Here is a 24,434-nt window from a genome sequence, read left to right as displayed (position 1 = left end):
CCGTGGCCGTGGACGTCGTCGCCGAACTCACCGGCGCACGCCTGGCGTTCGGCGACCGCGTGCTGTGGGATCAGCTCGATCTCACCGTGCGCGCCGGTGAATTCCTCGCCGTCCTCGGACCCAACGGCACCGGGAAGACATCGCTGCTCAAGGTGTTGCTGGGGCAGCTGCCGCTGACCGCCGGATCGGTGAAGGTCTGCGGAAGCGCGGTCGAAAAGGGCAGCGCCCGAATCGGTTACGTGCCCCAACACCGATCGGTCGACCAGGGGCTCACGTTACGAGGCTACGATCTGGTCGGGCTCGGATACGACGGGCACCGCTGGGGGATCACGACACTGCGGCACCGCGCCGCCAAACGCGCGGCCGTCGAAAAAGCCCTCGGACAGGTCAACGGGCAGGCGCTGGCCCGGGCGCCGGTCGGGGTGATGTCCGGCGGCGAGCTACAGCGGCTGCGGATCGCCCAGGCGCTGACGACCGATCCGGAACTGCTGCTGTGCGACGAGCCGTTGCTCAACCTGGACCCGGCCAACGCCCGGTTGGTGTCGAGGCTGATCGACACCAGGCGACGTGAAGCCGACACCGCCGTACTTTTCGTCACCCACGAAGTCAATCCCGTTGTGCCGTATGTGGACAGGGTGCTCTACCTGGTCGGCGGCAGATTTCGCATCGGCACCGTGGAAGAGGTGATGACCTCGGCCACGCTGTCGGAGTTGTACCGGGCCGACATCGACGTGGTGAAGGTGCGTAACCGCTACGTCGTGCTCGGCGAGCACATCGACCACTCCGGCCATGCGAGCGGACACGTCCATGACTGACCGGCTCCGCGATCTGCTCAACAACCTGCTGTCCTTCGAGGTGACCGCGGACCTGCTGCACCGCGACTTCGTTCAGCAGGCGCTGCTCGCCGCCGCGTTGCTGGCACTGGTGTCGGGGCTGATCGGACCGTTCATCGTGATGCGGCAGATGTCGTTCGCGGTGCACGGCTCCAGCGAGTTGTCGCTCACCGGAGCGGCTTTCGCGCTGCTGGCGGGATTCAACGTCGGAGTGGGGGCGCTGGTCGGGTGCGCGCTGGCCGCCGTGCTGTTCGGCTTCTTGGGTCAGCGTGCCCGCGAACGGGATTCGGCGATCGGGGTGGTGCTGGCGTTCGGACTCGGCCTGGCGGTGCTGTTCATCCACCTGTATCCGGGCCGCACCGGCACCAGCTTCGCGCTGCTGACCGGCCAGATCGTCGGCGTCGGGTACTCGGGACTGACGCTGCTGGCCGCGGTTTCGGTGGCCGTAGTCGCGGTGCTCGTGGTGTCCTACCGGCCGCTGCTGTTCGCCACCGTCGATCCCGAAGTAGCCGCTGGGCGCGGAGTTCCGGTGCGCGCGTTGGGGATTGTATTCGCCGCGCTGGTCGGAGTGACGGCCGCGCAAGGTGTACAGATCGTCGGCGCCCTGCTGGTGATGTCGTTGTTGATCACCCCGGCGGCCGCCGCCGCGCGGGTGTTCGTCTCCCCCGGCGCGACCATCGCGGCGTCGGTGGTCTTCGCCGAGATCTCCGCGGTGGGCGGCATTCTGCTGTCCCTCGCCCCAGGTGTGCCGGTGTCGGTGTTCGTCACCACGATCTCGTTCGCCATCTTCCTGGTGTGCTGGGTGGCGGGCCGCCGCCGGACCCGTCCGTCGTCGGCCGGCTAGCCGCGTTCGACGGGACGTGCCGGGTCACAACACCATTGCGACCACGAGCCTGGATACAGCGCGATGTCGCGGCCTGCCGCGGCAAGCGCGGCGACGACCACCGACGCGGTGATGCCGGATCCGCAGTACGCGCCGGCGACGTCGTCACCAGCCAGCCGCACGAGTTGCGCGTCGGGCAGAAACGTGCCGTCGTCGGCCAGCAGGCTGGTGCTGGGCAGGTTTCGTGCCCCCGGAATATGCCCTGCGACAGGGTCGATCGGTTCGACGTCGCCGCGGAACCGTTCGGGTGCCCGCGCGTCCAGCAGCGGCACGCGCGCTGCCTGCTCGGCGGTCAGCGTGCGGCGGGCACCGGAGTACAGGTCGTCATGTGCGACGGCGACGTCGCCCGGTTCGGGTGCGACGACGCCGGTTTCCAGCGCCCCGCCTGCCGCCGTCCACGCCGCGAGACCGCCGTCGAGAATGCGCACGTCGGCGATGCCCGCCGCGGTCAGCACCCACCACGCCCGCGCCGAGCCCGCCCGGTTCCAGTCGTCGTACACCACCACCGGCGTCGCCGCCCGCACGCCCCAGCGTCGCGCCGCGGCCTCCACGGAACGGCCCGAAGGCAGCGGATGTCGGCCCTGCCCGGTCACCGCGTGATCGGACAGTTCGTCTTCCAGCGACACGTAGACGGCGCCGGGAATGTGGCCGCGCTCGTATGCGCCGCGCCCGTCGGGTTCGCCCAGCTGCCAACGGACGTCGAGGATCGTCGGCCGCTCACCCGCGTCGAGGCGGCGGGCGAGCGTGCGCGCGCTGATCAGCACATGGTCACGGGTCACCCGACGATCGTGCCACTTAAGCTGGGCCGGTGAGCAGACACGCGTTCAGTTCCGCCGAGCGGCGCGCTGTCTACCGCGCCATCGCCGAGCGCCGCGACATGCGCCGCTTCGTGCCCAACAGCACCGTCGGCGAGGACGTGCTGGCCCGGCTGCTGCGGGCCGCGCACGCCGCGCCCAGCGTCGGCCTCATGCAGCCGTGGCGGTTCATCCGCATCACCGATCCGCGGCTGCGCAAGCAGATTCACAGCCTGGTCGACGAGGAGAGGTTGCGCACCGCGCGTGCGTTGGGGCCGCGCGGCGAGGAATTCCTGGCCCTCAAGGTCGAGGGAATCCTGGAATGCGCCGAGCTTTTCGTGGTGGCCCTCGGCGACGGCCGCGAGGCGCACGTGTTCGGCAGGCGCACGCTGCCGCAGATGGACCTGGCTTCGGTGTCGTGCGCGATCCAGAACATGTGGCTGGCGGCGCGCGCCGAAGGGCTCGGCATGGGCTGGGTGTCGATCTTCGAGCCCGCGTCGCTGGCCGAACTGCTCGGCATCCCGGAAGGCGCCGAACCGGTGGCGATCCTGTGCCTGGGCCCGGTCCCGGAGTTTCCGGACCGGCCCGCGCTCGAACTCGATGACTGGGCGCATGCTCGGCCGCTGGCCGAGTTCGTCTCCGAGAACCGGTGGCGACCAGTCGCACTAGGCTGGGGGCATGGCTGACGCCGGTGCTTCGCACATCGATCTGAACGCCGACCTGGGCGAGAGTTTCGGCCCGTGGCAGTTCGGTGACGACACCGCCATGCTCGACACGGTCACCAGCGCCAACGTCGCGTGCGGCTTTCATGCCGGGGACGCGGCGACGCTGGCGCGCACCTGCCGGGCGGCCGTGGAGCGCGGCGTGGCCATCGGCGCGCAAGTCGGCTACCAGGACCTCGCGGGGTTCGGTCGCCGCTTCATCGACGTGCCACCCGATGAGCTGACCGCCGACATCATCTACCAGATCGGCGCCCTGCAGGCGCTGGCACAGGCCGCGGGATCGACGGTCCGCTACGTCAAGCCGCACGGCGCCCTGTACAACGCGATCGTCACCAACCGGGCCCAGGCGCGGGCGGTCGCGCAGGCCGTCTACACCGTGGACCGTGAGCTGCCGGTGCTCGGGCTGGCCGGTTCGGCGTTCTTCGCCGAGGCGCAGCAGCTGGGACTGCGAACGGTGTCCGAGGCGTTCGCCGACCGCGCGTATCGCCCTGACGGACAACTCGTCTCGCGGCGGGAACGCAACGCGGTGCTGCACGACGTGGACGAGATCGCCGAGCGGGTGGTGACGATGGTGGCGACGGGCCGGGTGCACGCCGTCGACGGGTCGAGGATCCCGGTCACGGTGGAATCGGTGTGTATCCACGGCGATTCGCCGGGCGCGGTGCACATCGCGAACGCGGTCCGGACCCGGTTGCTCAAAGAGGGTGTCGAGCTTCGACCGTTCGTGTGAACCGGTCCCGCTCCGTGGGGGTCGTCGCACCCCAGACACCGTGGGGTTCCTCGGCAGCCACGGCATATCGCAGACAGTCCCGACGAACCAGGCATGCCCGGCAGATGCGCTTCGCGTATTCCTCGCGTGCGGTCTTGCGCTTACCCCGCTCGCCGTCGCCGACGAAGAAGATCTCGGTGGGCATCCCGCGACAGCGGGCACGAAGCTGCCACTGAAGATCCTGCGCTGTGCATACATGAGAGCGCGCGGCCATCCGCCTCCTTCGGTGATGCAAATGATTATCGTTTTCATTAAAGCATGGCCGCGTGATCCGTGGGCGGCGCATAGAGTGCACTCGTGCGGTTGAAGCCCGGACGCCCGAAATTGGCGGACTACCAGTCCTACTTCGACGCGCCGGTCGCGTGCGCCGACTCCGCGTTGACCGTCACCTGGGCGGGAGTCGCCACCCTGCTCGTCGACGACGGCCGGTCCGCGGTGATGACCGACGGCTTCTTCTCCCGGCCCGGGCTGGTCGAGTTGGGCCTGCGTACGTTGTCGCCGTCGACGTCGCGCATCGCCGGGTACCTGGCGCGCCTGGGTGTCGACCGGCTCGACGCCGTCCTGCCCGTGCACACCCACTACGACCACGCCATGGACAGCGCGGTGGTGGCCGAGCGCACCGGCGCCAGGCTGGTCGGCGGCACGTCGGCGGCCCACGTCGGCCGCGGTGGCGGCCTACCGGAGGACCGCCTGATGGTGGTGAATTCCGGTCAGACGGTGACCGCCGGCGGCTACGACGTCACCCTGATCGAGAGCCGACACAGCCCGCCCGACCGGTTCCCCGGCGTCATCTCCGAACCGGTCGTGCCGCCGGCGAGGGTGTCGGCGTACCGGTGCGGCGAAGCGTGGTCGACGCTGCTGCACCACCGTGCCTCGGGACGACGCCTGCTGATCCAGGGCAGCGCCGGCTACGTACGGGGAGCGCTGGCGGGACAGCGGGCCGAGGTGGCGTGCCTGGGCGTCGGACAACTGGGCCTGCAGCCGGAGAGCTACCTCGTCGAGTACTGGACCGAGACCGTGCGTGCGGTCGGCGCCCGACGCGTGCTGCTCATCCACTGGGACGACTTCTTCCGCCCGCTGCACAAGCCGCTGCGGGCCCTGCCGTACGCGACCGACGATCTGGACGTCTCGATGCGGGTGCTGTCCCGGCTGGCCGTCGAAGACGGCGTGGCGTTGCATCTGCCCACGCTCTGGCAGCGCACCGATCCGTGGGCCTGACGCTGGCGCTGGTCGCGCTGGCCGTCGTGGTGTTCTTCGCCGCCGTTCGCCCCCACCGGTGGCCAGAGGCCGTCGTCGCGGTGCCGGCCGCGGGCATGCTCATCGGTTTCGGGGTGATCTCCGTGCCCGACGCCATGGCCGAGGTCAACCGGTTGTCACCGGTGGTCGGCTTTCTCGCGGCAGTCCTGGTACTTGCCCGGTTGTGCGACGACGAAGGGGTGTTCCGCGCCGTCGGGGCGGCCATGGCCCGCACGAGTGTCGGTAGTCAAAGTAGGTTCTACTCAAGGGTTTTCCTCGCAGCAGCCGTGACAACCGCGGTATTGAGCCTGGACGCGACCGTGGTCCTGCTCACGCCGGTGGTGTTGGCGACGGCAAGGATGCTTGCCGTTCCACCCAAGGCACACGCCTACGCCACGGTGCACCTGGCCAACAGCGCCTCACTGCTTCTTCCGGTGTCGAATCTGACGAACCTCTTGGCCTTCACCGCGGCCGGAATCTCGTTTTTCCACTTCACCGCCGTCATGGCCTTGCCCTGGATGGCCGCGATCGCCGTCGAATTCGTGGTGTTGCGTTGGGTTTTCGCCGGCGAGCTTTCGGCCGCTGCGCCACCTCGACCGTCCGGCGAACCCGTGCACATACCTGTGGTGCCACTGGTGGTGTTGGGGCTGACGCTGCTTGGCTTCGGTGTGGTGTCGATGCTGGGGTTCTCCCCGGCGTGGGCAGCGCTCGCCGGGGTGGTCGTGCTCGGGGCCCGCGGACTGGTGCGGCGCACCAGCAGCGTGCGCGGCATGGTGGCGGCCGCGGATGTTCCGTTCCTGGTGTTTGTGCTGTGCCTTGGGGTGGTGGTCGCCGCCGTGATCACCAACGGCCTCGGTGCCGCGGTGCGCGATGTGCTGCCCACCGGTCACGGCCTGGCTGCCCTGTTGGGGCTTGCCGTGGTGGCAGCCGTGTTGTCCAACGTGGTCAACAACCTGCCTGCCGTGCTCGTGCTGCTGCCGCTGGTGTCGTCGCCCGGGGCCGTGCTGGCCGTGTTGATCGGCGTGAACATCGGCCCCAACCTCACCTACATCGGATCGCTGGCCAACTTGTTGTGGCGAGGGGTGGTCCGTCGCGAGATCTCGGTGCGCGCCGGGGAGTTCAGCCGCGTCGGGCTGTGCACGGTTCCACTCACCCTCGTGGTCGCGGTGCTCGCCTTGTGGCTGAGCATGAAGCTGTTCGGCGTCTGATCGCCGCTCAGCAGACTCAGCCGCGGCGCTGACGGGCGATCTCGGCCAGCACCACGCCCGCGGCCACCGACGCGTTCAGCGACTCGGTCGGCCCCGCCATCGGAATGGACACCACCATGTCGCAGTTCTCCCGCACCAGCCGCGACAACCCCTTGCCCTCGGAGCCGACCACGACGACGATCGGCCCGGAGCCGTCGAGCTCGTCGAGCGGGGTGTCTCCCCCCGCGTCCAGACCGACCACCTGGAGCCCGGCGTCGGCCCAACTCTTCAGCGTCCGCGTCAGATTCGTCGCCCTGGCCACCGGCAGGCGGGCGGCGGCCCCGGCGCTGGTGCGCCACGCCACCGCGGTCACCGAGGCCGACCGTCGCTGCGGGATCAGCACGCCGTGGCCGCCGAACGCGGCGACCGAACGCACGATCGCACCGAGGTTGCGGGGATCGGAGATGTTGTCCAACGCCACCAGCAGCGCCGGCGAGCCCGAGGCGGTGGCGGCCGCCAGCAGATCGTCGGGGTGCGCGTAGGTGTAGGGCGGCACCTGCAGCGCCACACCCTGATGCAGGCCGTTGGCGGCGATGCGGTCGAGGTCGTGACGGGGCACCTCGAGGATGGAGATGCCCGAATCTGCCGCAATGCGAACGGATTCGGTCAACCGCTCGTCGGCCTCCGCGCCGAGCGCCACGTACAACGCGGTGGCCGGGACCCCGGCGCGCAGGCACTCCAGCACCGGGTTGCGACCCAGCACGATCTCGGTGTCGTCGGTCTTGCGGGCAGGGCGCCGCTGACCCTTGGCGGCGCGCTTGGCGGCGGGATGGTTCGGTCGCATGTGTGCGGGCGGGGTCGGGCCGCGGCCTTCCAGGCCGCGCCTGCGCACCCCACCCGAGCCGACCTTCGGGCCCTTCTTGGTCCCCGGCTTGCGCACCGCGCCCCGGCGTCGTGAATTGCCAGCCATCTACTTCGTATACCCGTCGAGCAGCGTCCACTGTGGCCCGTCGGCGGTGTCGGTGACCTCGATTCCGGCCTCCTTGAGCCGATCACGGATCGCGTCGGCCTCCGCCCAGTCCCGCCGGGCCCTGGCGTCCTCCCGGCGCTGCAGCTCGGCGGTGACCAACACCTCGACGGCCCGCAGCGCGGCCCGCGTCTCGTCCCTGGACTCCCAGCGCTCGTCGAGCGGGTCGGCGCCGAGGATGCCCATCATCGCCCGGATCGACATCGCCTGCGCGAGGGCGGTTTCGTGATCGCCCGCGTCCAGCGCCCGGTTACCTTCGGCGCGCGCGGCGTGCACTTCGGCCAACGCCGCGGGCACCGCCAGATCGTCATCGAGCGCCGCGGCGAACTTCGGTGTCCACTGTCCGGGCACGACCGCGCCGACGCGGCTGCGCACCCGGTGCAGGAAGTCCTCGATACCGCTGTAGGCCCGCGCGGCGTCGGCCAACGCGGTCTCGGTGAACTCGAGCATCGAGCGGTAATGGGCGCTGCCCAGGTAGTACCGCAGCTCGGCCGCCCGGACCCGTTGCAGCACAGCCGGAATCGCCAACACATTGCCCAGCGATTTGCTCATCTTCTCGCCGCCCATGGTGACCCAGCCGTTGTGCAGCCAGAACCGCGCGAAGCGGTCGCCTGCGCCCTCGGCCTGCGCGATCTCGTTCTCGTGATGCGGGAACACCAGATCCATGCCGCCGGCGTGGATGTCGAACTCGGCGCCGAGGTAGCCCTCGCACATCGCCACGCACTCGGTGTGCCAGCCGGGCCTGCCCCGCCCCCACGGCGTCGGCCAGGACGGTTCGCCGGGTTTGGCGCCTTTCCACAGCGTGAAGTCGCGCTGGTCGCGCTTGCCGGTGGCCACTCCCTCGCCCTGGTGCACGTCGGCGATCTTGTGGCCGGACAACTTGCCGTAGCCGGGCAGGCTGAGCACGTCGAAGTACACGTCGCCGCCGCTGGCGTAGGCGTGGCCGCGTTCGATCAGCCGCTCGATCAGCTCGACCATCTGGGTGATGTGGCCGGTGGCCCGCGGCTCAGCGGACGGCGGAAGCACGCCCAGCGCGTTGTAGGCGTCCGTGAACGCGCGTTCGTAGGTGGCGGCCCACTCCCACCATGGCCGGCCGGCGTCGGCGGCCTTGGCGAGGATCTTGTCGTCGATGTCGGTGACGTTGCGGATGAACGCGACGTCGTAGCCCTTGGCCATCAGCCACCGCCGCAGCACGTCGAACGCCACCCCGCTGCGGACATGGCCGATGTGCGGCAGCCCCTGAACGGTCGCCCCGCACAGGTAGATCGACACATGCCCGGGTTTGACCGGCACGAAATCGCGTACGGCACCGCTCATGGTGTCGTGGAGCCGCATGGCGGGAGCTCCGTCGCGATTGGTCACGACGCGCCAGCTTACCGGCCTATTTGTGCATATCCCGCACCGGCTGCGCCGGCCCGTCGGCGGCGGCGACAACCAGGGCGGTGGCGATCGCGGCCAAGCCCTCACCGCGGCCGGTGAGCCCGAGGCCGTCGGTCGTCGTCGCCGACACCGAAACCGGGGCGTCCAGCAGCTCCGAGAGCAGCTTCTGGGCCTCCGTGCGCCGCGGCCCAACCCTGGGTTGGTTTCCGATCACCTGGACCGCCGCATTGCCGATCCGCAAGCCCGCGGCCTCAACCAGCTCGCGCACATGGCGCAGCATGTCCGCGCCGCTCGCGTCGCGCCATTCGGGCCTGCCGGTGCCGAACACCTCACCGAGATCGCCGAGTCCGGCGGCCGACAGCAGCGCGTCGCACAATGCATGCGCAGCCACATCCCCGTCGGAGTGGCCTGCGCAGCCGTCGGCGTCGTCGAACAACAGGCACAGCAGCCAGCACGGCCGTCCGGCCTCAATGGGGTGAACGTCGGTGCCGAGCCCGATCCGTGGCAGGCCCGTCATGGCCGTCAGGAGGCGGCGGCCAGCACCTCGTCGAGGATGCTCGAAGCCTTGGCGTCGTCGGTGTTCTCGGCCAGCGCGAGCTCACCGACCAGAATCTGCCGAGCCTTGGCCAGCATCCGCTTCTCGCCTGCAGACAGACCGCGTTCCTGGTCCCGACGCCACAGGTCGCGAACCACCTCGGCGACCTTGTTGACGTCACCGGAGGCCAGCTTCTCGAGATTGGCCTTGTACCGGCGCGACCAGTTGGTCGGTTCCTCGGTATGCGGAGCACGGAGCACCTGGAAGACTTTGTCCAGACCCTCCTGGCCGACCACGTCGCGCACCCCGACATACTCTGCGTTCTCGGCAGGCACTCGAACCGTGAGGTCCCCTTGGGCAACCTTCAAGACGAGATATTCCTTCTGTTCGCCTTTGATGGTTCGGGTTTCAATCGCCTCGATCAACGCAGCACCGTGGTGGGGGTAAACAACGGTGTCTCCGACCTTAAAAATCATCAGTTTCGAGCCCCTTTCACATCCCAATGTTAGCACGGGGCCAAGACACGCGGGCACCAACTGTGCAGGTCAGGGGCACCGCAGCAGATGAACGGGGCTTGACAGAGCGATGAATACGTGCAAGGCGCGGACCCGGAACAGCTGCCCGACAGACCTTCTCGGCGCGGGCTTTGCAGTGGCTGGGCAGGTTTGGGTGCCACCTCTGCTACCGCCTGCGCGACGCACCTACTACTGTGCATAGTCGAAATCCCGCGACCGCGTCCGGTCGCTGACGGTCGAGCAGGAGGCACGTGTGGACCGCTTCAAAATGGCCGCTTGCGGGCTGGCCGCCGCCGTCCTAGTCGGTGGAGCGTTGAGTGGCTGCGGAGCGGGGCAGGTGTCCCAGACCGCGATGCAGGAGCCCGGAGTCAACGGCACCAGCGCAAACATCGGCGACGTTGCCCTGCGCAACATCCACCTGCAGGTCATCCAGTCATCGGACTTCGTCCAGCCCGGCACCGACGTCGAGCTGATGTTCCAGGCGTCCAACCAGTCGCGGGAGAACGACGACAAGCTGGTGTCGATCGACTCCGAGGTCGGCTCGGTGACCCTGACCGGTGACACCACGCTGCCCGCCGGTGGGGTCCTGATCGTCGGCGCTCCCGACGGCCAGATCACGCCGCTGGAGAGCGTGGAGGCCGCCGAGGCCGCCGAGGCCAAGGTTTCGCTGACCAAGCCGATCACCAACGGCCTGACCTACGAGTTCACCTTCACCTTCGAGAAGGCCGGCGAAGGCAAGGTGCAGGTGCCGCTGTCGGCCGGTGAGGCCCCGCGCCGCGAAGCCGTGCAGAACACCGGCGGGGCGGGCGGTCACTCGGGCGGTCACTGACCGCTGATCGGCGACACGGCAGCTCGCCGCGGCGGTTCTGTCGGTCTACGGGACTACGGTCACAGCGTGGCCAAAGCTCAGCGTTCGCAGTACCGCTGCTCGGAATGCCACCACCTCACCCCCAAGTGGGTCGGCCGCTGCCCGGACTGCGGAACCTGGGGCACCGTCGACGAGGTGACGATGCTGGCCGCCGTCCACGGCGCACCCGCAAGGCGCGCCGTCGCACCCGCATCGCCGGCCGTGCCCATCAGCTCGATCGACCCAGGCCGCACCAAGCACTTCCGCACCGGCGTCGACGAGCTCGACCGGGTGCTCGGCGGCGGGCTGGTGCCGGGCTCGGTGACGTTGTTGGCGGGCGATCCCGGCGTCGGCAAGTCGACGCTGCTGCTCGAGGTCGCGCACCAGTGGGCCAAGGCGGGTAAGCGGGCGCTGTACCTGTCGGGCGAAGAGTCGGCGGGCCAGATCCGGATGCGGGCCGAACGCACCGGATGCACGCACGACGAGGTGTACCTCGCCGCCGAATCGGATCTGTCCACGGCGCTCGGCCACATCGAGGAAGTGCAGCCCAGCCTCGTGGTCGTCGACTCCGTGCAGACCATGTCGACCTCCGAGGCCGACGGCGTCACCGGCGGCGTCACCCAGGTGCGCGCGGTCACCACCGCCCTCACGATGGCCGCCAAGACCTCGGGCGTCGCGCTGATCCTCGTCGGCCACGTCACCAAGGACGGCGCCATCGCGGGTCCGCGGTCACTGGAGCATCTGGTCGACGTCGTCTTGCACTTCGAGGGTGACCGCGCGTCGTCGCTGCGGATGGTCCGCGGCGTCAAGAACCGGTTCGGCGCGGCCGACGAGGTCGGTTGTTTCCTGTTGCACGACAACGGAATCGAAGGCGTCGCCGATCCGTCGGGATTGTTCCGCGACCTGCGGCCCAAACCGGTGGCGGGCACCGCGATCACCGTGACGCTGGACGGCAAGCGACCGCTGATCGGCGAAGTGCAGGCGCTCATCGGCCCGGCAGCAAACGGTCCGGCGCGGCGCGCGGTCAGCGGCATCGACTCGGCCCGGGCCGCGATGATCACGGCCGTGCTCGACAAGCACGCGCAGCTTGGCATCAGCGGTCACGACATCTACTTGTCCACCGTCGGCGGCATGCGGTTGACCGACCCGTCGGCGGACTTGGCGGTGGCGGTCGCCATCGCGTCGTCCCGGATGAACCTGCCGGTACCGGCCGCCGTCGTCGCGATCGGGGAGGTCGGGCTGGCCGGTGATCTGCGGCGCGTCACCGGGATGGATCGGCGTCTCGCCGAGGCCGCGCGGCTGGGCTTCAGCCGTGCCGTGGTGCCGCCGGGCGTGGCATCGGTGCCTGCGGGTCTGCGCGCGATCGCGGCCGACAACATCGGCGCGGCATTGCGGGTTCTGCAAGAGATCAGCAAAGATGACCGATAACTCCGACCGATCTTAGGAGGGGGCGATGGCCGTGAAGGCGGGCGGCCGAGCCGGGCGCAAAGTGGTGCAGTTGGCCCGGCCCACGATGCGCGAGACGCTTGCACGCCTCGCCCCGGGCACCGCCTTGCGCGACGGTCTGGAGCGCATCCTGCGCGGCCGCACCGGGGCGCTGATCGTGATCGGGTACGACGACAGCGTCGAAGCCATCTGCGACGGTGGTTTCGAACTCGACATCCGCTACGCGCCGACCCGGCTGCGCGAACTTTCGAAGATGGACGGCGCGGTGGTGCTCTCCAGCGACGGCAGCCGCATCCTGCGGGCCAATGTGCAGCTGGTGCCCGACCCGTCGATCCCGACCGAGGAATCCGGTACCCGGCACCGGTCAGCCGAGCGCACCGCGATCCAGACCGGTTATCCGGTGATCTCGGTGAGCCATTCGATGAGCATCGTGACGGTCTATGTCGCCGGCGAGCGCCACGTGGTTCCCGATTCGGCGACCATCCTGTCGCGGGCCAACCAGACCATCGACACCCTTGAGCGCTACAAGACCCGCCTCGACGAGGTGAGCAGGCAGCTGTCGACGGCCGAGATCGAGGACTTCGTGACGTTGCGCGACGTGATGACCGTGGTGCAGCGACTCGAGATGGTGCGCCGGATCAGTCTGGAGATCGACGCCGACGTGGTCGAACTGGGTACGGACGGACGGCAGCTCAAGCTTCAGGTCGAGGAACTGGTCGGCGACAACGACACCGCCCGCGAGCTGATCGTGCGCGACTATCACGCCAACCCTGATCCGCCCACCGCTGAACAGGTGAGGACCACGCTTGACGAGCTCGATGCGCTGTCTGACAACGAGCTGCTCGACTTCACCGCGCTGGCAAGGGTTTTCGGGTATCCGTCCACGATGGAGGCGCAGGATTCGGCGATGAGTTCGCGTGGCTACCGCGCGATGGCCGGCATTCCGCGGCTGCAGTTCGCCCACGTCGACCTGTTGGTGCGCTCGTTCGGGTCGCTGCAGGGGTTGCTGGCGGCCAGCGCGGGCGATCTGCAGTCGGTGGAAGGCATCGGTTCGATGTGGGCGCGCCATATCCGTGAGGGCCTCTCGCAGCTGGCCGAATCCACGATCGCCGACCGGCTGGCCTGACCGCGTTTTCGCACCCCGTCGAGATCGACGTTTTGGCGGGATTTACTCGCACTTTCCCGCCCAAATGTCCCTTTGGGCGAAGTTCGAGAGCGGGGTGTCAGCCCGCGGCGGGGGCGGGACCCGGCAGCGGCGCCCCCTCGGCATGGGGCACCTGCGCCTGCTCGGCCAGGATGAACGGCACCGTCGCCGAACGTAGATTGCCCAGCTGCACCACGAGGTTGTACGTACCGGGACCGATGGGCTCACGCGGCAGCGGACATCCCGGCGCCGAACCCATCCCCGTCCAGGTCACCTCCGTGGTCACCTGCTCGCCCGGCTGGAACGTCTTGACCAGCGTCTCGTTCGACGGTGCGCAGTCCAGGTTCGACCACAACCGGTTGTTGTCCAACCCGTACACGTAGGCGGCCAGCACGGCGGCTCCGACGTCACGCTTGCACGAGACCAGGCCGATGTTGGTGACCACCATGGTGAACTTCGGCTGATCGCCCACCACGTACTGCGGTTGGTTGGTGATGCCCTTGACCGCGAGCGTCGAGTCCGGGCAGTCGTCGCCCTCCTTGAGCACCGGCGGCGGGGTGACCGCCGCGGTCGGGGTCGGCGTCGCCGGCGGGGCCGCCTCCGGCGGCGGCATGACGGGCGACTTGACCTCGGGGTTTTCTCCGGGCAGTGGTGTCGGCGCGGCTTCCGGGCTCGGGACCGCCTGCTCGGCGTTGGTGGTTTCGGCCGACCCGGTGTTGGCCACGATCGCGACCACGATCGCCGAAATCACGCCGATGACCAGTACCGCCAAGCCCAGCGCCAGTGCCCTGCGCCGCCAGTAAATCTGCGGAGGTAGCGGGCCTTGCGGTTCCAGATCCAGCACAGGGCCACGATAAGCCCAGGTCACGCCCAGTTGTCCGAGGCGCCTCGGCGTGTCGCGTGTCAGGCTTCGCCGATGTCGCCCAGGTGGGCCCGCAACCCTACGCGGCCGTCGGCCAGGTGGTAGGTGGCGCCGACGATCGCCAGCGTGCCCGCCTCCACCCCGTCGGAGATGGTCGTCGAGCGCGCCATCAGTTGCACGCCGGTCTCGATGACGTGGCGGGCCTCGAACTCGTCGACCCTGGTCAGGCCGTCGCGGCGACCCAGCAGGATCGACGGGATGACCCGTTCGACGATGTCGCGCACATAGCCGCCGGGCACCACGCCCTCGTCGAGCGCCGACAGCGTCGCCTTGACCGCCCCGCAACTGTCGTGGCCCAGCACCACGATCAGCGGCACGTCGAGCACCGCGACGGCGTACTCGACCGAGCCGAGCACCGCGGCGTCGATGACGTGTCCGGCGGTGCGCACCACGAACATGTCGCCGAGCCCCTGGTCGAAGATCAACTCGGCGGCCACCCGGCTGTCGCCACATCCGAACACCACCGCCGTCGGCGTCTGGGACTCGGCGAGGCCGGCCCGGTGCTCGACTCCCTGGCTTGGATGCAGCGGTTTGCCCGCGACGAACCGCTCGTTACCTTCTTTGAGTGCTTTCCAAGCGGTTACCGGGCTGGTATGCGGCATGACTGACATTGTGCCCCAGCTGCTCGACTGGTACGACGGCGCACGCCGCGACCTGCCGTGGCGGCGCCCCGGTGTGACGCCGTGGCAGGTCGTGGTCAGCGAGTTCATGCTGCAACAGACGCCTGTCGCGCGGGTGCAGCCGATATGGGAAGCGTGGGTGGCGCGCTGGCCGACGCCGTCTGCCACCGCCGCGGCCGGCGCCGCCGACGTGCTGCGCGCCTGGGGCAAGCTCGGCTATCCGCGTCGCGCCAAACGGCTGCACGAGTGCGCGACGGTGATCGCCACCCGGTACGACGACGTGGTGCCCGCCGATGTCGACACGCTGTTGACACTGCCCGGAATCGGGGCCTACACCGCGCGTGCCGTGGCCTGCTTCGCCTTCCAGCAGCGGGTTCCCGTCGTCGACACCAACGTCCGCCGCGTCGTGGCGAGGGTGGTCCACGGCCGCGCGGACGCCGCCCCCTCGGCACGCGATCTCACCGACGTGGCAGCGTTGCTTCCGGAAAGCGATGACGCGCCGAGGTTTTCGGTTGCGCTCATGGAGCTCGGCGCCACGGTGTGCACCGCCCGTGCGCCACGCTGCGGCGGGTGCCCGCTCAGCGTGTGCGCATGGCGTGCACGCGGATATCCGGCCTCGGCCACCCCTGCGCGACGGCCGCAGCGCTACGCGGGAACCGACCGGCAGGCCCGTGGCCGGCTGCTGGATGTGTTGCGCGGCAAAGACTCTCCCGTCACCCGGGCGGAGCTCGACGTCGCGTGGCAGACCGACACCGCACAGCGCGACCGCGCCCTGGATTCGCTTCTGGTCGACGGGCTGGTGGAGCAGACCGACGACGGTCGTTACGCGCTCGCCGGTGAGGGCAACCCGTGACCGCCGAGTGTGGGGTTGCGTCACGCGGATCCGCGTCTGGGCGTGCGGGTAACCCACGTTCGCGCCCGGAGAGTTCAGGCGGTGGCCGCGGCCCCGTCTGAGGCGCAGGCGAACCGGCGCCGGTAGTCCGACGGCGTCACGCCGATGATCCGGCGGAAGTGATGGCGCAGCAGCGTCGCGGTGCCGAAACCCGAACGCTCGGCGATCCGGTCGACGTCGAGGTCGGTCTCCTCGAGCAGGCGGCGCGCATACAACACCCGCTGGTCGGTCACCCACTGCATGGGGGTGCGCCCGGTCTCCTCGACGAAGCGGCGGGCGAACGTGCGAACGGACATGTGCGCGCGGGCCGCCAACGTGGCGACCGTGTGTGGCTGGTCGAGGTTGCCCAGAATCCAATCAAGGTGCGGCGCGAAGCGTTCCGAACACCGCACCGGGATCGGCTGGTCGATGTACTGCCGCTGACCACCGTCGCGCTGGGGCGCCACCACCATGCGGCGGGCGATCTTGTTGGTCACCTCGCTGCCGAGCTCGCGTCGCACCAGGTGCAGGCAGGCGTCGATGCCGGCCGCGGTACCGGCGCTGGTGATCAAGTTGCCGTCGTCGACGAACAACACGTTGCGGTCGACCTTGGCCGTCGGATACCGGCGGGCGAGTTCGTCGGCGTGCATCCAGTGAGTGGTGCACGGCCTGCCGTCGAGCAGGCCGGCCGCGCCGGCGACGAACGCGCCCGAGCACACCGTGAGGATGATCGAGCCGGAGTCGGCGGCCGCCTCGACCGCCGCCAGCGCCTCGGGCAGATACTCCGAGGTTCCGATCGCCGGAATGGCCACCAGGTCGGCCCCGACCAGATCGTCGAGACCGTGATCGGGTGTCAGCGCCGCACCGACAGAGGTGGAAAGCGGCTGCCCGGGCTGGGGCCCACACACCTTGAAGTCGAAGTTCGGCACGCCGTCCGAGGAACGGTCGATGCCGAACACCTCGCAGATCACGCCGAACTCGAAAATCGCTAGACCATCCAGCACCAGCGCAGATACGCTTTTCAATGCCATGGCAGCATTTTATCTGAACGTGTCTTTCCTGCCACTGTTGGCGGGATCTTTACTAGCGAATGATTACTGCCATGAGTACTGCACTGACCCGCCTGCTGTCACAACTGCGCCTGCATGAGTTGTGGATGGCCATGTTGACCGCCGGCCGCGCCTACGGGTCCGATCCGGCCGACGACCGCGACGCGCTGCGCGTGCAACACGACCTGGACGCCGTGCGCACCCGCTTCGAACAGCAACCGGTGTGGCCGGGCTCAGGAGCGCTCGGCGAGCGACGCTAGAAACGACTCCACCGCCTGTCGGTAGGCGCGCGGCGCGTCGTCGTGCACCAGGTGGCCGGCGTCATGAACGGCCAGATATGTGGTGCGCCAACCGGTTTCGGCCATCCGGCGCATCTGCCCCGGCGGCGTGACGGAGTTGCCCGCCTCGATGAGCAACGCGGGCGCACGGACGGCGGTCCACTCACGCCAGTAGTCGCGGGTGCCCCATTCGGCGGCGATCTCGATCCACACCTTCGGGTACCCGTGCAGCCGCCAGCCGGTCGCGGTGCGGTCGAACGCCTCGAGGAAGTACTGCCCGGCGACGGGCCCGAACTCGTCGTAAACCTGTTGCGCGGAGTCGAATTCCACCGGAAGAGCGTGCAGCCACGGCTCCCACGGACCGGTGGTGCGACCGCGGAAGTCGGGGGCCATGTCCTCGATCACCAGGGCCTCGACCAGGTCGGGGTGGGTGGCGGCCAGACACCACGAGTGCAGCGCCCCCATCGAATGCCCGATCATGACCGCCGGCCTGCCGATGTCGGCCACCGCGTCACCGAGGTCGGAGACGAACCGCTCGGTGCTGATCGGATGCGCATCGTCGACGTCGCGTCCCCGGTGCCACGGCGCGTCGTAGGTGTACACCTCGCCGAGCCGGGTCAGCCACGGCAGCTGACGCGACCAGGTGCTGCCCCGCCCCATCAGGCCGTGCACCAGCACCAGCGGGCGGCCCTTGCCGCCGCGGCGGGTCAGGGCGCCGTGACCGCGTCCCGAGGTGTGTTGCATGCCGACATCATCACGCCTCGAAGCGCCGGGCGGCGATTCGGTAGCCTGATGCGCATGTCGAGCCAGAACCCCGTGGTGAAAATCAACGCAATCGAGGTCCCTCCGAACGCGGGTCCAGAACTGGAGAAACGATTCGCTCACCGCGCCCACGCCGTCGACAACCAGCCCGGCTTCCTCGGCTTTCAGCTGCTGCGGCCCGTCAAGGGCGAGAACCGCTACTTCGTGGTGACCCAGTGGGAGTCCGAAGAGGCGTTTCAGGCGTGGGCGACCGGCCCCGCCATCGAGGCGCACAAGGGCCAGCAGGCCAACCCGGTGGCCACCGGCGCGTCCCTACTGGAGTTCGAGGTCGTCCTTGACGTTGCGGGTGGCAGTAAATAGCGGCAGGCCCGACCCGCGCCAGGCGACCGGCCTGGCAGTCGCGCTCGTCGTGGCGTTGGCCGGATGCACGCAACCCGCGCTCGAGCCGACCGCGTCCGAACCGGCCGACGCGGCGTACGGCGTGCCGATCGAGATCAACACCCCACCCGGTCTGCGGGCCAAGCAGACGATGGACATGCTGAACTCGGACTGGCCGATCGGCGAGGTCGGCGTGCGCACCCTCGCCGCGCCCGACGAGGTCGAGGACATCGTGGCGCAGCTCGACAAGATCTGGTGGGACCGGCCGTTCACCGTGACGGGCGTCGACGTCGGCGCGGGGCAGGCGACGCTGGATGTCGTGACGTCCTACGGCGTCGAGCAGGAAATCTCCCTGCGCACCGACGACGCAGGCATGGTCGACCGACTCGACGTGTCGCTGCAGCCACCGGCGATCGGCAGCTGGTCAGACGTCGACGCCGAGTTGACGAAATCCGGTGCCCGCTACTCCTACCAGGCGTCCAAAGTGGATCTCGGCGCCCGTGACTGCACCGTGGTCGCCGGAACCAACACCGACCTGTCGCTGCCGCTGGCCTCGATCTTCAAACTGTATGTGCTGCTTGCCGTCGCCGAGGCGGTCAAGGACGGCACGCTGGACTGGGACGAATCGATGACCGTCACGAAACGGGCCAAGGACGTCGGCTCGTCCAACCTGGAGCAGCTGCCGGCCGGTGCTCGGATATCGGTGAGAACCGCAGCCCAGCAGATGATTTCGGCAAGCGACAACATGGCGACCGACCTGCTCATCGCTCGGGTGGGTACCGGCGCCGTGGAGCGGGCGCTGGTCACCGCAGGCCATCACGACCCGGCGAGCATGACCCCGTTCCCCACGATGCACGAGCTGTTCTCGGTCGGCTGGGGCAAACCCGATCTGCGCGAGCAGTGGAAAAGCGCATCCCGGGAGGGCCGGGCCGCCCTGCTGAAGCAGACGAATTCGCGTCCGTACCAACCGGATCCGGAGCGCACCCACACACCGGCGTCGGAGTTCGGCGCGGAGTGGTACGGCAGCGCCGAGGACATCTGCCGGGTGCACGCCGCGCTGCAAGCCGGTGCGGTGGGCGAGGCGGCGCCGGTCAAGGAGATTCTCTCGGCCATCCCCGGCATCGAGCTCGACGAGTCGAAATGGACCTACGTCGGCGCGAAGGGCGGAAACCTGCCGGGGGACTTGACGTTCAGCTGGTACGCAATGGACCACACCGGGCAGCCGTGGGTCGTCAGCTTTCAGCTCAACTGGCCGCGCTTCCGCAGCCCGACCGCGGCGGGCTGGCTGTTGTCGATCGCCCATCAGGCCTTCGAGCTGGTGCCGACCGGCTGACCTACGGCCGCGCAAGTGCGTGGTCGACGTCAGTCGACGCGCAACGCCTGCGCCGGACACATGGCGGCGGCCCGCACGACGGCGTCGCGCTGACTTTCCGGTGGGTTGGGATCGAGAACGACGACCTGATCGGATCCATCGGGTAGGTCGAAGACCTCGGGGGCGGCCATCAGGCATTGGCCATGCCCCTCGCACAAGTTGAAGTCGACGGTGATGCGCACGGCTCCTCCAATTCGGTTGCCGCCTTTAAGTATCGACCGGCGCAACGATGCCGGGCGGGCCCGAACGCGCCAACCTTGGCCTCAGCGTGCCATTGCGGCATCACCGATCGGTGAGATCGTCCAGCAGGCCGCATCGCCCGGCGAGCGCGGCCGCCGCGATCCGGTTGCCGACGCCGAGTTTCTTCAACAGTGACGCGATCATCCGCTTGGCGGTGCGCTCCGACACCACCATCCGGGCGGCGATGTCCGCGGTCTCCATGCCCGTCGACAACAGCGACCAGAGCTTCAGATCCGCCGGAGTCAACGCGGCCAAGACGTCCGCGGCGGGCCTGCGCGTGTTGGACAGCAGCGCGTCCAGCAAAGCCGGGTCGAGCACCCGCAGCCCCGACGCGATGGTCTGCAACGGTCCGACAAGCGCTTCCGGGCGTACGGTCTTGGACAGGAAGCCGTCCGCGCCGGCGCGCAGCGCCTCCTCCGCCAGTTGAAAGTCGTCGGTGCCGCTCAAAGCGAGGATCCGGGTTCTCGGGTGACGGGACTTGATGTGGCGGATCGCGGCCACCCCGCCCAGTGGCGGCATGGACAAGTCCACGATCGCGAGGTCCGCGTCGCGGGAACTGGCGAGTTCGGCCGCTTCCTCGATGAACGTCGTGCGGCCGCCGATGACGAACAGCTCACCCCAGTCGCGGGTCAACAACAGTTCCAAGCCCTCGGCGAAAAGTTCGTGGTCGTCCACGATCACGACGACGTAGGGCTTGCGGGTCATCGGCCGGATGGTAGCTGCGAGTTCTCGGGCGCGTCGCCGAATTCCGTCGAGAGAGGGTCAGACGGTGCCTAAGGTCGGGATCGTGGGAACCACGCGTCGCCTCCGGTCGCTGGTGGGGCCCTCCGGTGACCAGTACTGGCTGGCGCGCGTGGTGGTCGCGGTCCGGGTCGCGGTCGTGGTGTCCATCGTGGTGCTGGTCGCGGTCGGCCCGGAGTGGCTGCGCCGATACCCCTTGGTGCTCGGGCTTGTGTTGGCCGCGGCGTTGGGCTATTCGGCGGTGCTGATGGCGCGGCCCAGCCTCGAGTTGCGCCGCACCCGCTACGCCTGGCTGGTGTCGACCTTGGACGCGACGCTCACGCTTGCGCTGATCTGGCTGACGGGCGGAACGTCGAGCCCGGTGGTGGTGGTGCTTGTCCTGGTGGTCGTGGCGTCGGCGGCGCGGCTGACCTTGCCCGAATGCCTGGTGCTGGCCGGTCTTGTCGGCGTGGGCTACCTGGCGGTCGTGCTGGTGTCGGGTCCCAGGGACAGCGCTGGTCTGCCCGCCGCGACGCAGGGGCTGTGGTGGGCGCTGTATCTGGTGTTCATCGCCGTGCTCACCGGTGGCCTTTCGGTACTGGTCGAACGAGAACACCGGTCGCGGGTCCGCGCGTTGGTGGAGGCCGAGGCAGAGCACGCCGCCGCCGAAGAGGAGCGCGACCTGCGGGCCCGGCTGCTGCGTTCTTATGAAGCCCAGCAGGAGGGACTGCAAGTGCTTCTGCACGAGTTCCGCACTCCGGTGGCCTCGCTGGGCGCACTCGTGGACTCGGCCCAGCTGGAACCGGTGGAGCGGGAGACGACGATACGACTTGCCGGCCGGCACGCCCGCCACCTCTCGGACATGCTCGACGCGCTGTCGGACGTGAATCTGAGTCGGCAGCCGGCGTTCTCGTCCGGGCGGATCCGTCGGATCGATCTGGTCGAGCTGGTCAACGAAGCCGGTGACGCGGCAGGCGTCAGACCGCCGCGACTGCATGTGACGACAAGCGGCGACGTGTCCGCGATCCAGGTGGATGCTCAAGGGCTGCGCCGAATCTTGACCAACCTTCTCGAGAACGCCGCCCGGCATGGCCGCGGCCGCCCGATCGACGTCGAGTGCGAACGCCGCGGTGATCAACTGAGCGTCGCCATCGTCGACCGGGGACCCGGTGTGCCGCAGGAGAATCTGGGTGAGCTGACCACGAAGTTCGTCAGCCTGTCTGATCGTCGTGGCACGGCCGGGCTGGGGCTGTGGATCGTCGCGCAGATCGTTGACGCACTCGGCGGCACGCTGCAGTTCAGCACCCGGGGCGAAGGCGGACTGACGGCCTCGTTCACGGTCCCGGTCGGCTGAGGCCCGCGCGGACCGAAGAACTGGCCCGCGCGGACCGTGGGTTGGCCCACGGGTCGGCGGTTTTCGGCCGTCCCCTGTCCAAGACTGGCCTCAACCGGTGACGTGAGCTGCACCACACACGTCGCGGAGACGCCGGAAAGGACACCCTTGATGACCACCGCCATCCCCACCCACCGCGATATCGACCTGAGCGACAAGAATTTTTGGGCCAAGTCGCCCGAGGAACGCGACGCCGCGTTCGCGGTGCTGCGCCGCGAGAACCCGGTGCCGTGGAGTCGGCCCGCCGATTCGGACCTGCTGCCACCCGAACAGAACACCAAGGGCTTCTGGTCGCTGACCAAATACGAGGACATCCGGTTCGCCAGCCGCCATCCCGAGATCTTCTCCTCGGCGCAAGGCATCACGATGGAGGACTTTCCGCCCGAGATGATCCATATCGCGCAGTCATTCATCGCAATGGATGCGCCGCGCCACACCCAGCTGCGCGGGATCACCCAGGACGCGTTCAAGCCCCGGAACATGCGCCGGCTGCAGTCCTGGGTGCAGGGCCACGCCCGCGATCTGGTCTCCGAGATGGCGCACCTCGGCGAAGGCGACTTCGTCGAGCTGGTGTCGGTGCAACTGCCCGGGCGGATCTTCGGCAGCTTCTTCGGATTGCCCCCGGGTGAGATCCACGACAAGACGATCAACGCCGCGCAGCGGCTGCTCGGCTGGACCGACCCCCAGGTACGCGGCGACCAGACTGCCCTCGAACTGTTCGCGGGCGCCGTGATGGACCTGCATGAGACGGCCGGGTTGCTCATCCCCGAACGCCGCGCGAACCCCGGCGACGACCTGCTGACCTGGATGGTGCAGGCCGAGTTCGACGGCAAGAAGATGACCGATGACGAGCTGAAGGGCTTCTTCGTGCTGCTCGCGGTCGCCGCCAACGACACCACCCGGCACGCGTCCGCGCACGCGATCCACACGTTCTCCAAGTTCCCGCAGCAGCGTGAGCTGCTGGTGGCCGATGTGCCCGGCCGAGTGGACTCCGCAGTCGAGGAAGTGTTGCGGTGGTCTTCGGTGCTCGCGCACATGCGCCGCACCGCCACCCAGGACGTCACCGTGCGCGGATCCGAGATCAAGGCCGGCGACAAGGTGGTGCTGTGGTACATGTCGGCCAACCGCGACGAGGAGATTTTCGACGATCCGTTCACGTTCGACATCACCCGTAACCCCAACCCGCACTTGGCCTTCGGCGGTGGTGGTCCCCACTTCTGTCTGGGCGCGGCGCTGGCCCGCACCATGTTGCGGTCACTGCTGACCGAGGTCTACACCCGCATCCCCGACATCCACGCGCCCGACCCGAACTTCCAGGTCGCCAACTTCATCAACGGCATCAACAACCTGCCGGCCACCTGGACCCCCGAACAGAGCTGACCACCGAAGGATCAACACACATGAAGACCAAAGCCGCCGTCCTGTGGGGCCTGCACCAGAAGTGGGAGGTCGAAGAACTCGACCTCGACGGTCCCAAAGAACATGAAGTGCTGGTGAAACTCACCGCGAGCGGACTGTGCCACTCCGATGACCACCTGGTCACCGGGGACATGCCGATGAACCTGCCGGTGGTCGGCGGGCACGAGGGCGCTGGCGTGGTTGCCGACGTGGGGCCCGGGGTGTCCGAGGTCGAGGTCGGCGACCATGTGGTGCTGAGTTTCATTCCCGCGTGCGGTCGCTGCGCCGAATGCGCGCGCGGGCGCAGCAACCTGTGTGTGTACGGGGCCGCCATCATGGCCGGACCGCAACTCGACGGCACGTTCCGGTTCCACGGCCGCGGCCAGGACATCGGCCAAATGTGTGTCCTGGGCACGTTCTCCGAGTACACGGTGGTTCCGATCGCCTCGGTGGTCAAGGTGGACAACACCATTCCGCTGGACAAGGCAGCCCTGGTCGGTTGCGGCGTGACCACCGGATACGGTGCCGCGGTGCGCACCGGCGAGACCCGCGACGGCGACACCGTGGTGGTGATGGGCGTCGGCGGGCTCGGCATCAACGCCGTGCAGGGTGCCAAGCTCGCCGGGGCGCGATACGTGGTCGCTCTCGATCCCGTCGCCTACAAGCGCGAGCGCGCAACGGAATTCGGCGCCACCCACGCCGCCGCGACGGTCGAGGAGGCACACGGCCTGATCACCGACCTGACCCGCGGCGGGATGGCGGACGTCTGTGTCGTCACCACCGACAGCGCCGAAGGCGCCTACGTCGCGCAGGCGCTGAGCCTGGTCGGCAAGCGTGGCCGGGTGGTGATGACCGCGATTCCCCACCCCACCGACACGGCCGTGGACATGTCGCTGTTCGATCTCACGCTGTACGAAAAGCAGGTCCGCGGTTGCCTGTTCGGTTCATCGAACCCGCGCAGCGACATTCACCGCATACTCGACCTGTACCAGGCGGGCCGGCTCAAGCTCGACGAGCTCATCACCCGCGAGTACGACCTCGACGACGTCAACCAGGGTTACGCGGACATGCACAACGGCCTGAACCTGCGTGGCCTGATCCGGTTCTGACAAA

The 24,434-nt window shown here is 68.9% G+C and carries 28 protein-coding genes; 16 read left to right on the top strand and 12 right to left on the bottom strand.

All coding sequences use genetic code 11. From position 1 onward, the window contains the following. The first annotated feature begins 2 nt into the window (after positions 1-2). Complete coding sequence (locus G6N28_RS14070) at positions 3-815, top strand: metal ABC transporter ATP-binding protein (RefSeq protein WP_163901206.1); 813 nt, start codon at positions 3-5, stop codon at positions 813-815. After that, positions 808-1,677, top strand: coding sequence for a metal ABC transporter permease (locus tag G6N28_RS14065; protein WP_163901204.1), 870 nt, complete (start codon positions 808-810; stop codon positions 1,675-1,677). Before G6N28_RS14070 ends, G6N28_RS14065 begins: the two co-directional genes overlap by 8 nt. Here the strand turns inward: G6N28_RS14065 and G6N28_RS14060 are convergent. Continuing rightward, positions 1,674-2,495 (bottom strand): sulfurtransferase, encoded by an 822-nt coding sequence (locus tag G6N28_RS14060; RefSeq protein WP_235674567.1) that lies wholly within the window; start codon positions 2,493-2,495, stop codon positions 1,674-1,676. The two genes, G6N28_RS14065 and G6N28_RS14060, sit on opposite strands and share 4 nt — an antisense overlap. Positions 2,496-2,524: 29 nt before the next feature. Between G6N28_RS14060 and bluB the strand changes: the two genes are divergently transcribed. After that, entirely contained in the window at positions 2,525-3,196 is a 672-nt protein-coding gene (gene bluB, locus G6N28_RS14055) for a 5,6-dimethylbenzimidazole synthase (RefSeq protein ID WP_163901202.1), read from the top strand. Next, positions 3,189-3,962 carry a LamB/YcsF family protein gene (locus tag G6N28_RS14050; protein ID WP_163901200.1) on the top strand — a complete coding sequence of 258 codons (774 nt, stop codon included), beginning with the start codon at positions 3,189-3,191 and terminating at the stop codon, positions 3,960-3,962. Before bluB ends, G6N28_RS14050 begins: the two co-directional genes overlap by 8 nt. Here G6N28_RS14050 and G6N28_RS14045 read toward each other — a convergent pair. Beyond that, positions 3,928-4,215, bottom strand: coding sequence for a WhiB family transcriptional regulator (locus tag G6N28_RS14045; RefSeq protein ID WP_163901198.1), 288 nt, complete (start codon positions 4,213-4,215; stop codon positions 3,928-3,930). The two genes, G6N28_RS14050 and G6N28_RS14045, sit on opposite strands and share 35 nt — an antisense overlap. 83 nt (positions 4,216-4,298) lie before the next feature. Between G6N28_RS14045 and G6N28_RS14040 the strand changes: the two genes are divergently transcribed. Both G6N28_RS14040 and G6N28_RS14035 read left to right on the top strand, forming a co-directional pair. After that, the gene (locus G6N28_RS14040) at positions 4,299-5,219 is read left to right on the top strand and encodes an MBL fold metallo-hydrolase (RefSeq protein ID WP_163901196.1); all 921 of its coding nucleotides are present in this window, start codon (positions 4,299-4,301) and stop codon (positions 5,217-5,219) included. Next, positions 5,210-6,445, top strand: coding sequence for an SLC13 family permease (locus G6N28_RS14035; RefSeq protein WP_163901194.1), 1,236 nt, complete (start codon positions 5,210-5,212; stop codon positions 6,443-6,445). The genes G6N28_RS14040 and G6N28_RS14035 overlap by 10 nt, the downstream gene beginning before the upstream one ends. A 16-nt stretch (positions 6,446-6,461) precedes the next feature. Here G6N28_RS14035 and rlmB read toward each other — a convergent pair whose 3' ends face one another. From rlmB to carD, 4 genes are read right to left on the bottom strand one after another with little or no spacing between them, the layout of a single operon-like run. Continuing rightward, the gene (gene rlmB, locus G6N28_RS14030; protein ID WP_163901192.1) at positions 6,462-7,394 is read right to left on the bottom strand and encodes a 23S rRNA (guanosine(2251)-2'-O)-methyltransferase RlmB; all 933 of its coding nucleotides are present in this window, start codon (positions 7,392-7,394) and stop codon (positions 6,462-6,464) included. Beyond that, positions 7,395-8,786, bottom strand: coding sequence for a cysteine--tRNA ligase (gene cysS / locus G6N28_RS14025; protein WP_163906246.1), 1,392 nt, complete (start codon positions 8,784-8,786; stop codon positions 7,395-7,397). A 46-nt stretch (positions 8,787-8,832) separates the two neighbouring features. Then, the gene (gene ispF, locus G6N28_RS14020) at positions 8,833-9,348 is read right to left on the bottom strand and encodes a 2-C-methyl-D-erythritol 2,4-cyclodiphosphate synthase (RefSeq protein ID WP_163901190.1); all 516 of its coding nucleotides are present in this window, start codon (positions 9,346-9,348) and stop codon (positions 8,833-8,835) included. 5 nt (positions 9,349-9,353) lie between these two features. Then, entirely contained in the window at positions 9,354-9,842 is a 489-nt protein-coding gene (gene carD / locus G6N28_RS14015) for an RNA polymerase-binding transcription factor CarD (protein ID WP_046752935.1), read from the bottom strand. A 292-nt stretch (positions 9,843-10,134) separates the two neighbouring features. Here carD and G6N28_RS14010 point away from each other — a divergent pair, with 292 nt between their 5' ends. The 3 genes from G6N28_RS14010 to disA all read left to right on the top strand — a co-directional run bounded on the left by G6N28_RS14010 (position 10,135) and on the right by disA (position 13,300). Next, entirely contained in the window at positions 10,135-10,710 is a 576-nt protein-coding gene (locus G6N28_RS14010) for a copper chaperone PCu(A)C domain-containing protein (protein WP_163901188.1), read from the top strand. A gap of 66 nt (positions 10,711-10,776) precedes the next feature. Next, positions 10,777-12,156, top strand: a complete 1,380-nt coding sequence (gene radA, locus G6N28_RS14005; RefSeq protein WP_163901186.1) for a DNA repair protein RadA — start codon at positions 10,777-10,779, stop codon at positions 12,154-12,156. A gap of 25 nt (positions 12,157-12,181) precedes the next feature. Further along, a complete protein-coding gene (disA, locus tag G6N28_RS14000) occupies positions 12,182-13,300 on the top strand; it encodes a DNA integrity scanning diadenylate cyclase DisA (protein WP_163901184.1) in 1,119 nt (372 codons plus the stop codon). 97 nt (positions 13,301-13,397) lie between these two features. Here disA and G6N28_RS13995 read toward each other — a convergent pair whose 3' ends face one another. Together G6N28_RS13995 and G6N28_RS13990 are read right to left on the bottom strand one after the other, a co-directional pair. After that, on the bottom strand, positions 13,398-14,162 hold the full coding sequence (locus G6N28_RS13995) for a hypothetical protein (protein WP_163901182.1): 765 nt from the start codon (positions 14,160-14,162) through the stop codon (positions 13,398-13,400). A gap of 59 nt (positions 14,163-14,221) precedes the next feature. Then, complete coding sequence (locus G6N28_RS13990) at positions 14,222-14,842, bottom strand: carbonic anhydrase (RefSeq protein ID WP_163901180.1); 621 nt, start codon at positions 14,840-14,842, stop codon at positions 14,222-14,224. Here G6N28_RS13990 and G6N28_RS13985 point away from each other — a divergent pair. Next, on the top strand, positions 14,841-15,713 hold the full coding sequence (locus G6N28_RS13985; RefSeq protein WP_163901178.1) for an HhH-GPD family protein: 873 nt from the start codon (positions 14,841-14,843) through the stop codon (positions 15,711-15,713). The two genes, G6N28_RS13990 and G6N28_RS13985, sit on opposite strands and share 2 nt — an antisense overlap. A gap of 74 nt (positions 15,714-15,787) precedes the next feature. Here G6N28_RS13985 and G6N28_RS13980 read toward each other — a convergent pair whose 3' ends face one another. Next, positions 15,788-16,762, bottom strand: a complete 975-nt coding sequence (locus G6N28_RS13980; protein ID WP_163901176.1) for a GlxA family transcriptional regulator — start codon at positions 16,760-16,762, stop codon at positions 15,788-15,790. Positions 16,763-16,833: 71 nt separating this feature from the next. Between G6N28_RS13980 and G6N28_RS13975 the strand changes: the two genes are divergently transcribed. Continuing rightward, a complete protein-coding gene (locus tag G6N28_RS13975; protein ID WP_235674814.1) occupies positions 16,834-17,040 on the top strand; it encodes a hypothetical protein in 207 nt (68 codons plus the stop codon). Here G6N28_RS13975 and G6N28_RS13970 read toward each other — a convergent pair. Beyond that, positions 17,014-17,802, bottom strand: a complete 789-nt coding sequence (locus G6N28_RS13970) for an alpha/beta fold hydrolase (RefSeq protein ID WP_163901171.1) — start codon at positions 17,800-17,802, stop codon at positions 17,014-17,016. The two genes, G6N28_RS13975 and G6N28_RS13970, sit on opposite strands and share 27 nt — an antisense overlap. A 54-nt stretch (positions 17,803-17,856) precedes the next feature. Here G6N28_RS13970 and mhuD point away from each other — a divergent pair, with 54 nt between their 5' ends. Both mhuD and G6N28_RS13960 read left to right on the top strand, forming a co-directional pair. Further along, complete coding sequence (mhuD, locus tag G6N28_RS13965) at positions 17,857-18,180, top strand: mycobilin-forming heme oxygenase MhuD (protein ID WP_163901169.1); 324 nt, start codon at positions 17,857-17,859, stop codon at positions 18,178-18,180. After that, complete coding sequence (locus G6N28_RS13960; protein WP_407665013.1) at positions 18,161-19,531, top strand: serine hydrolase; 1,371 nt, start codon at positions 18,161-18,163, stop codon at positions 19,529-19,531. The genes mhuD and G6N28_RS13960 overlap by 20 nt, the downstream gene beginning before the upstream one ends. 29 nt (positions 19,532-19,560) lie before the next feature. Here G6N28_RS13960 and G6N28_RS13955 read toward each other — a convergent pair whose 3' ends face one another. Together G6N28_RS13955 and G6N28_RS13950 are read right to left on the bottom strand one after the other, a co-directional pair. Further along, entirely contained in the window at positions 19,561-19,752 is a 192-nt protein-coding gene (locus G6N28_RS13955) for a ferredoxin (protein ID WP_163901165.1), read from the bottom strand. A gap of 100 nt (positions 19,753-19,852) precedes the next feature. Continuing rightward, entirely contained in the window at positions 19,853-20,515 is a 663-nt protein-coding gene (locus G6N28_RS13950) for a response regulator transcription factor (RefSeq protein WP_179962080.1), read from the bottom strand. 82 nt (positions 20,516-20,597) lie between these two features. Between G6N28_RS13950 and G6N28_RS13945 the strand changes: the two genes are divergently transcribed. From G6N28_RS13945 to G6N28_RS13935, 3 genes are all read left to right on the top strand, one after another. Continuing rightward, entirely contained in the window at positions 20,598-21,884 is a 1,287-nt protein-coding gene (locus G6N28_RS13945; RefSeq protein WP_163901163.1) for a sensor histidine kinase, read from the top strand. A 150-nt stretch (positions 21,885-22,034) separates the two neighbouring features. Then, on the top strand, positions 22,035-23,303 hold the full coding sequence (locus G6N28_RS13940) for a cytochrome P450 (protein ID WP_163901161.1): 1,269 nt from the start codon (positions 22,035-22,037) through the stop codon (positions 23,301-23,303). 20 nt (positions 23,304-23,323) lie between these two features. Beyond that, positions 23,324-24,430, top strand: coding sequence for an NDMA-dependent alcohol dehydrogenase (locus tag G6N28_RS13935; protein WP_163901159.1), 1,107 nt, complete (start codon positions 23,324-23,326; stop codon positions 24,428-24,430). Positions 24,431-24,434 lie beyond the last annotated feature (4 nt).

It is taken from the genome of Mycolicibacterium pulveris, assembly GCF_010725725.1.
Lineage (GTDB): Bacteria > Actinomycetota > Actinomycetes > Mycobacteriales > Mycobacteriaceae > Mycobacterium > Mycobacterium pulveris.
The sequence above is the reverse complement of the archived record's forward strand: the minus strand, read 5'-3'. Positions and strand labels throughout refer to the sequence as shown.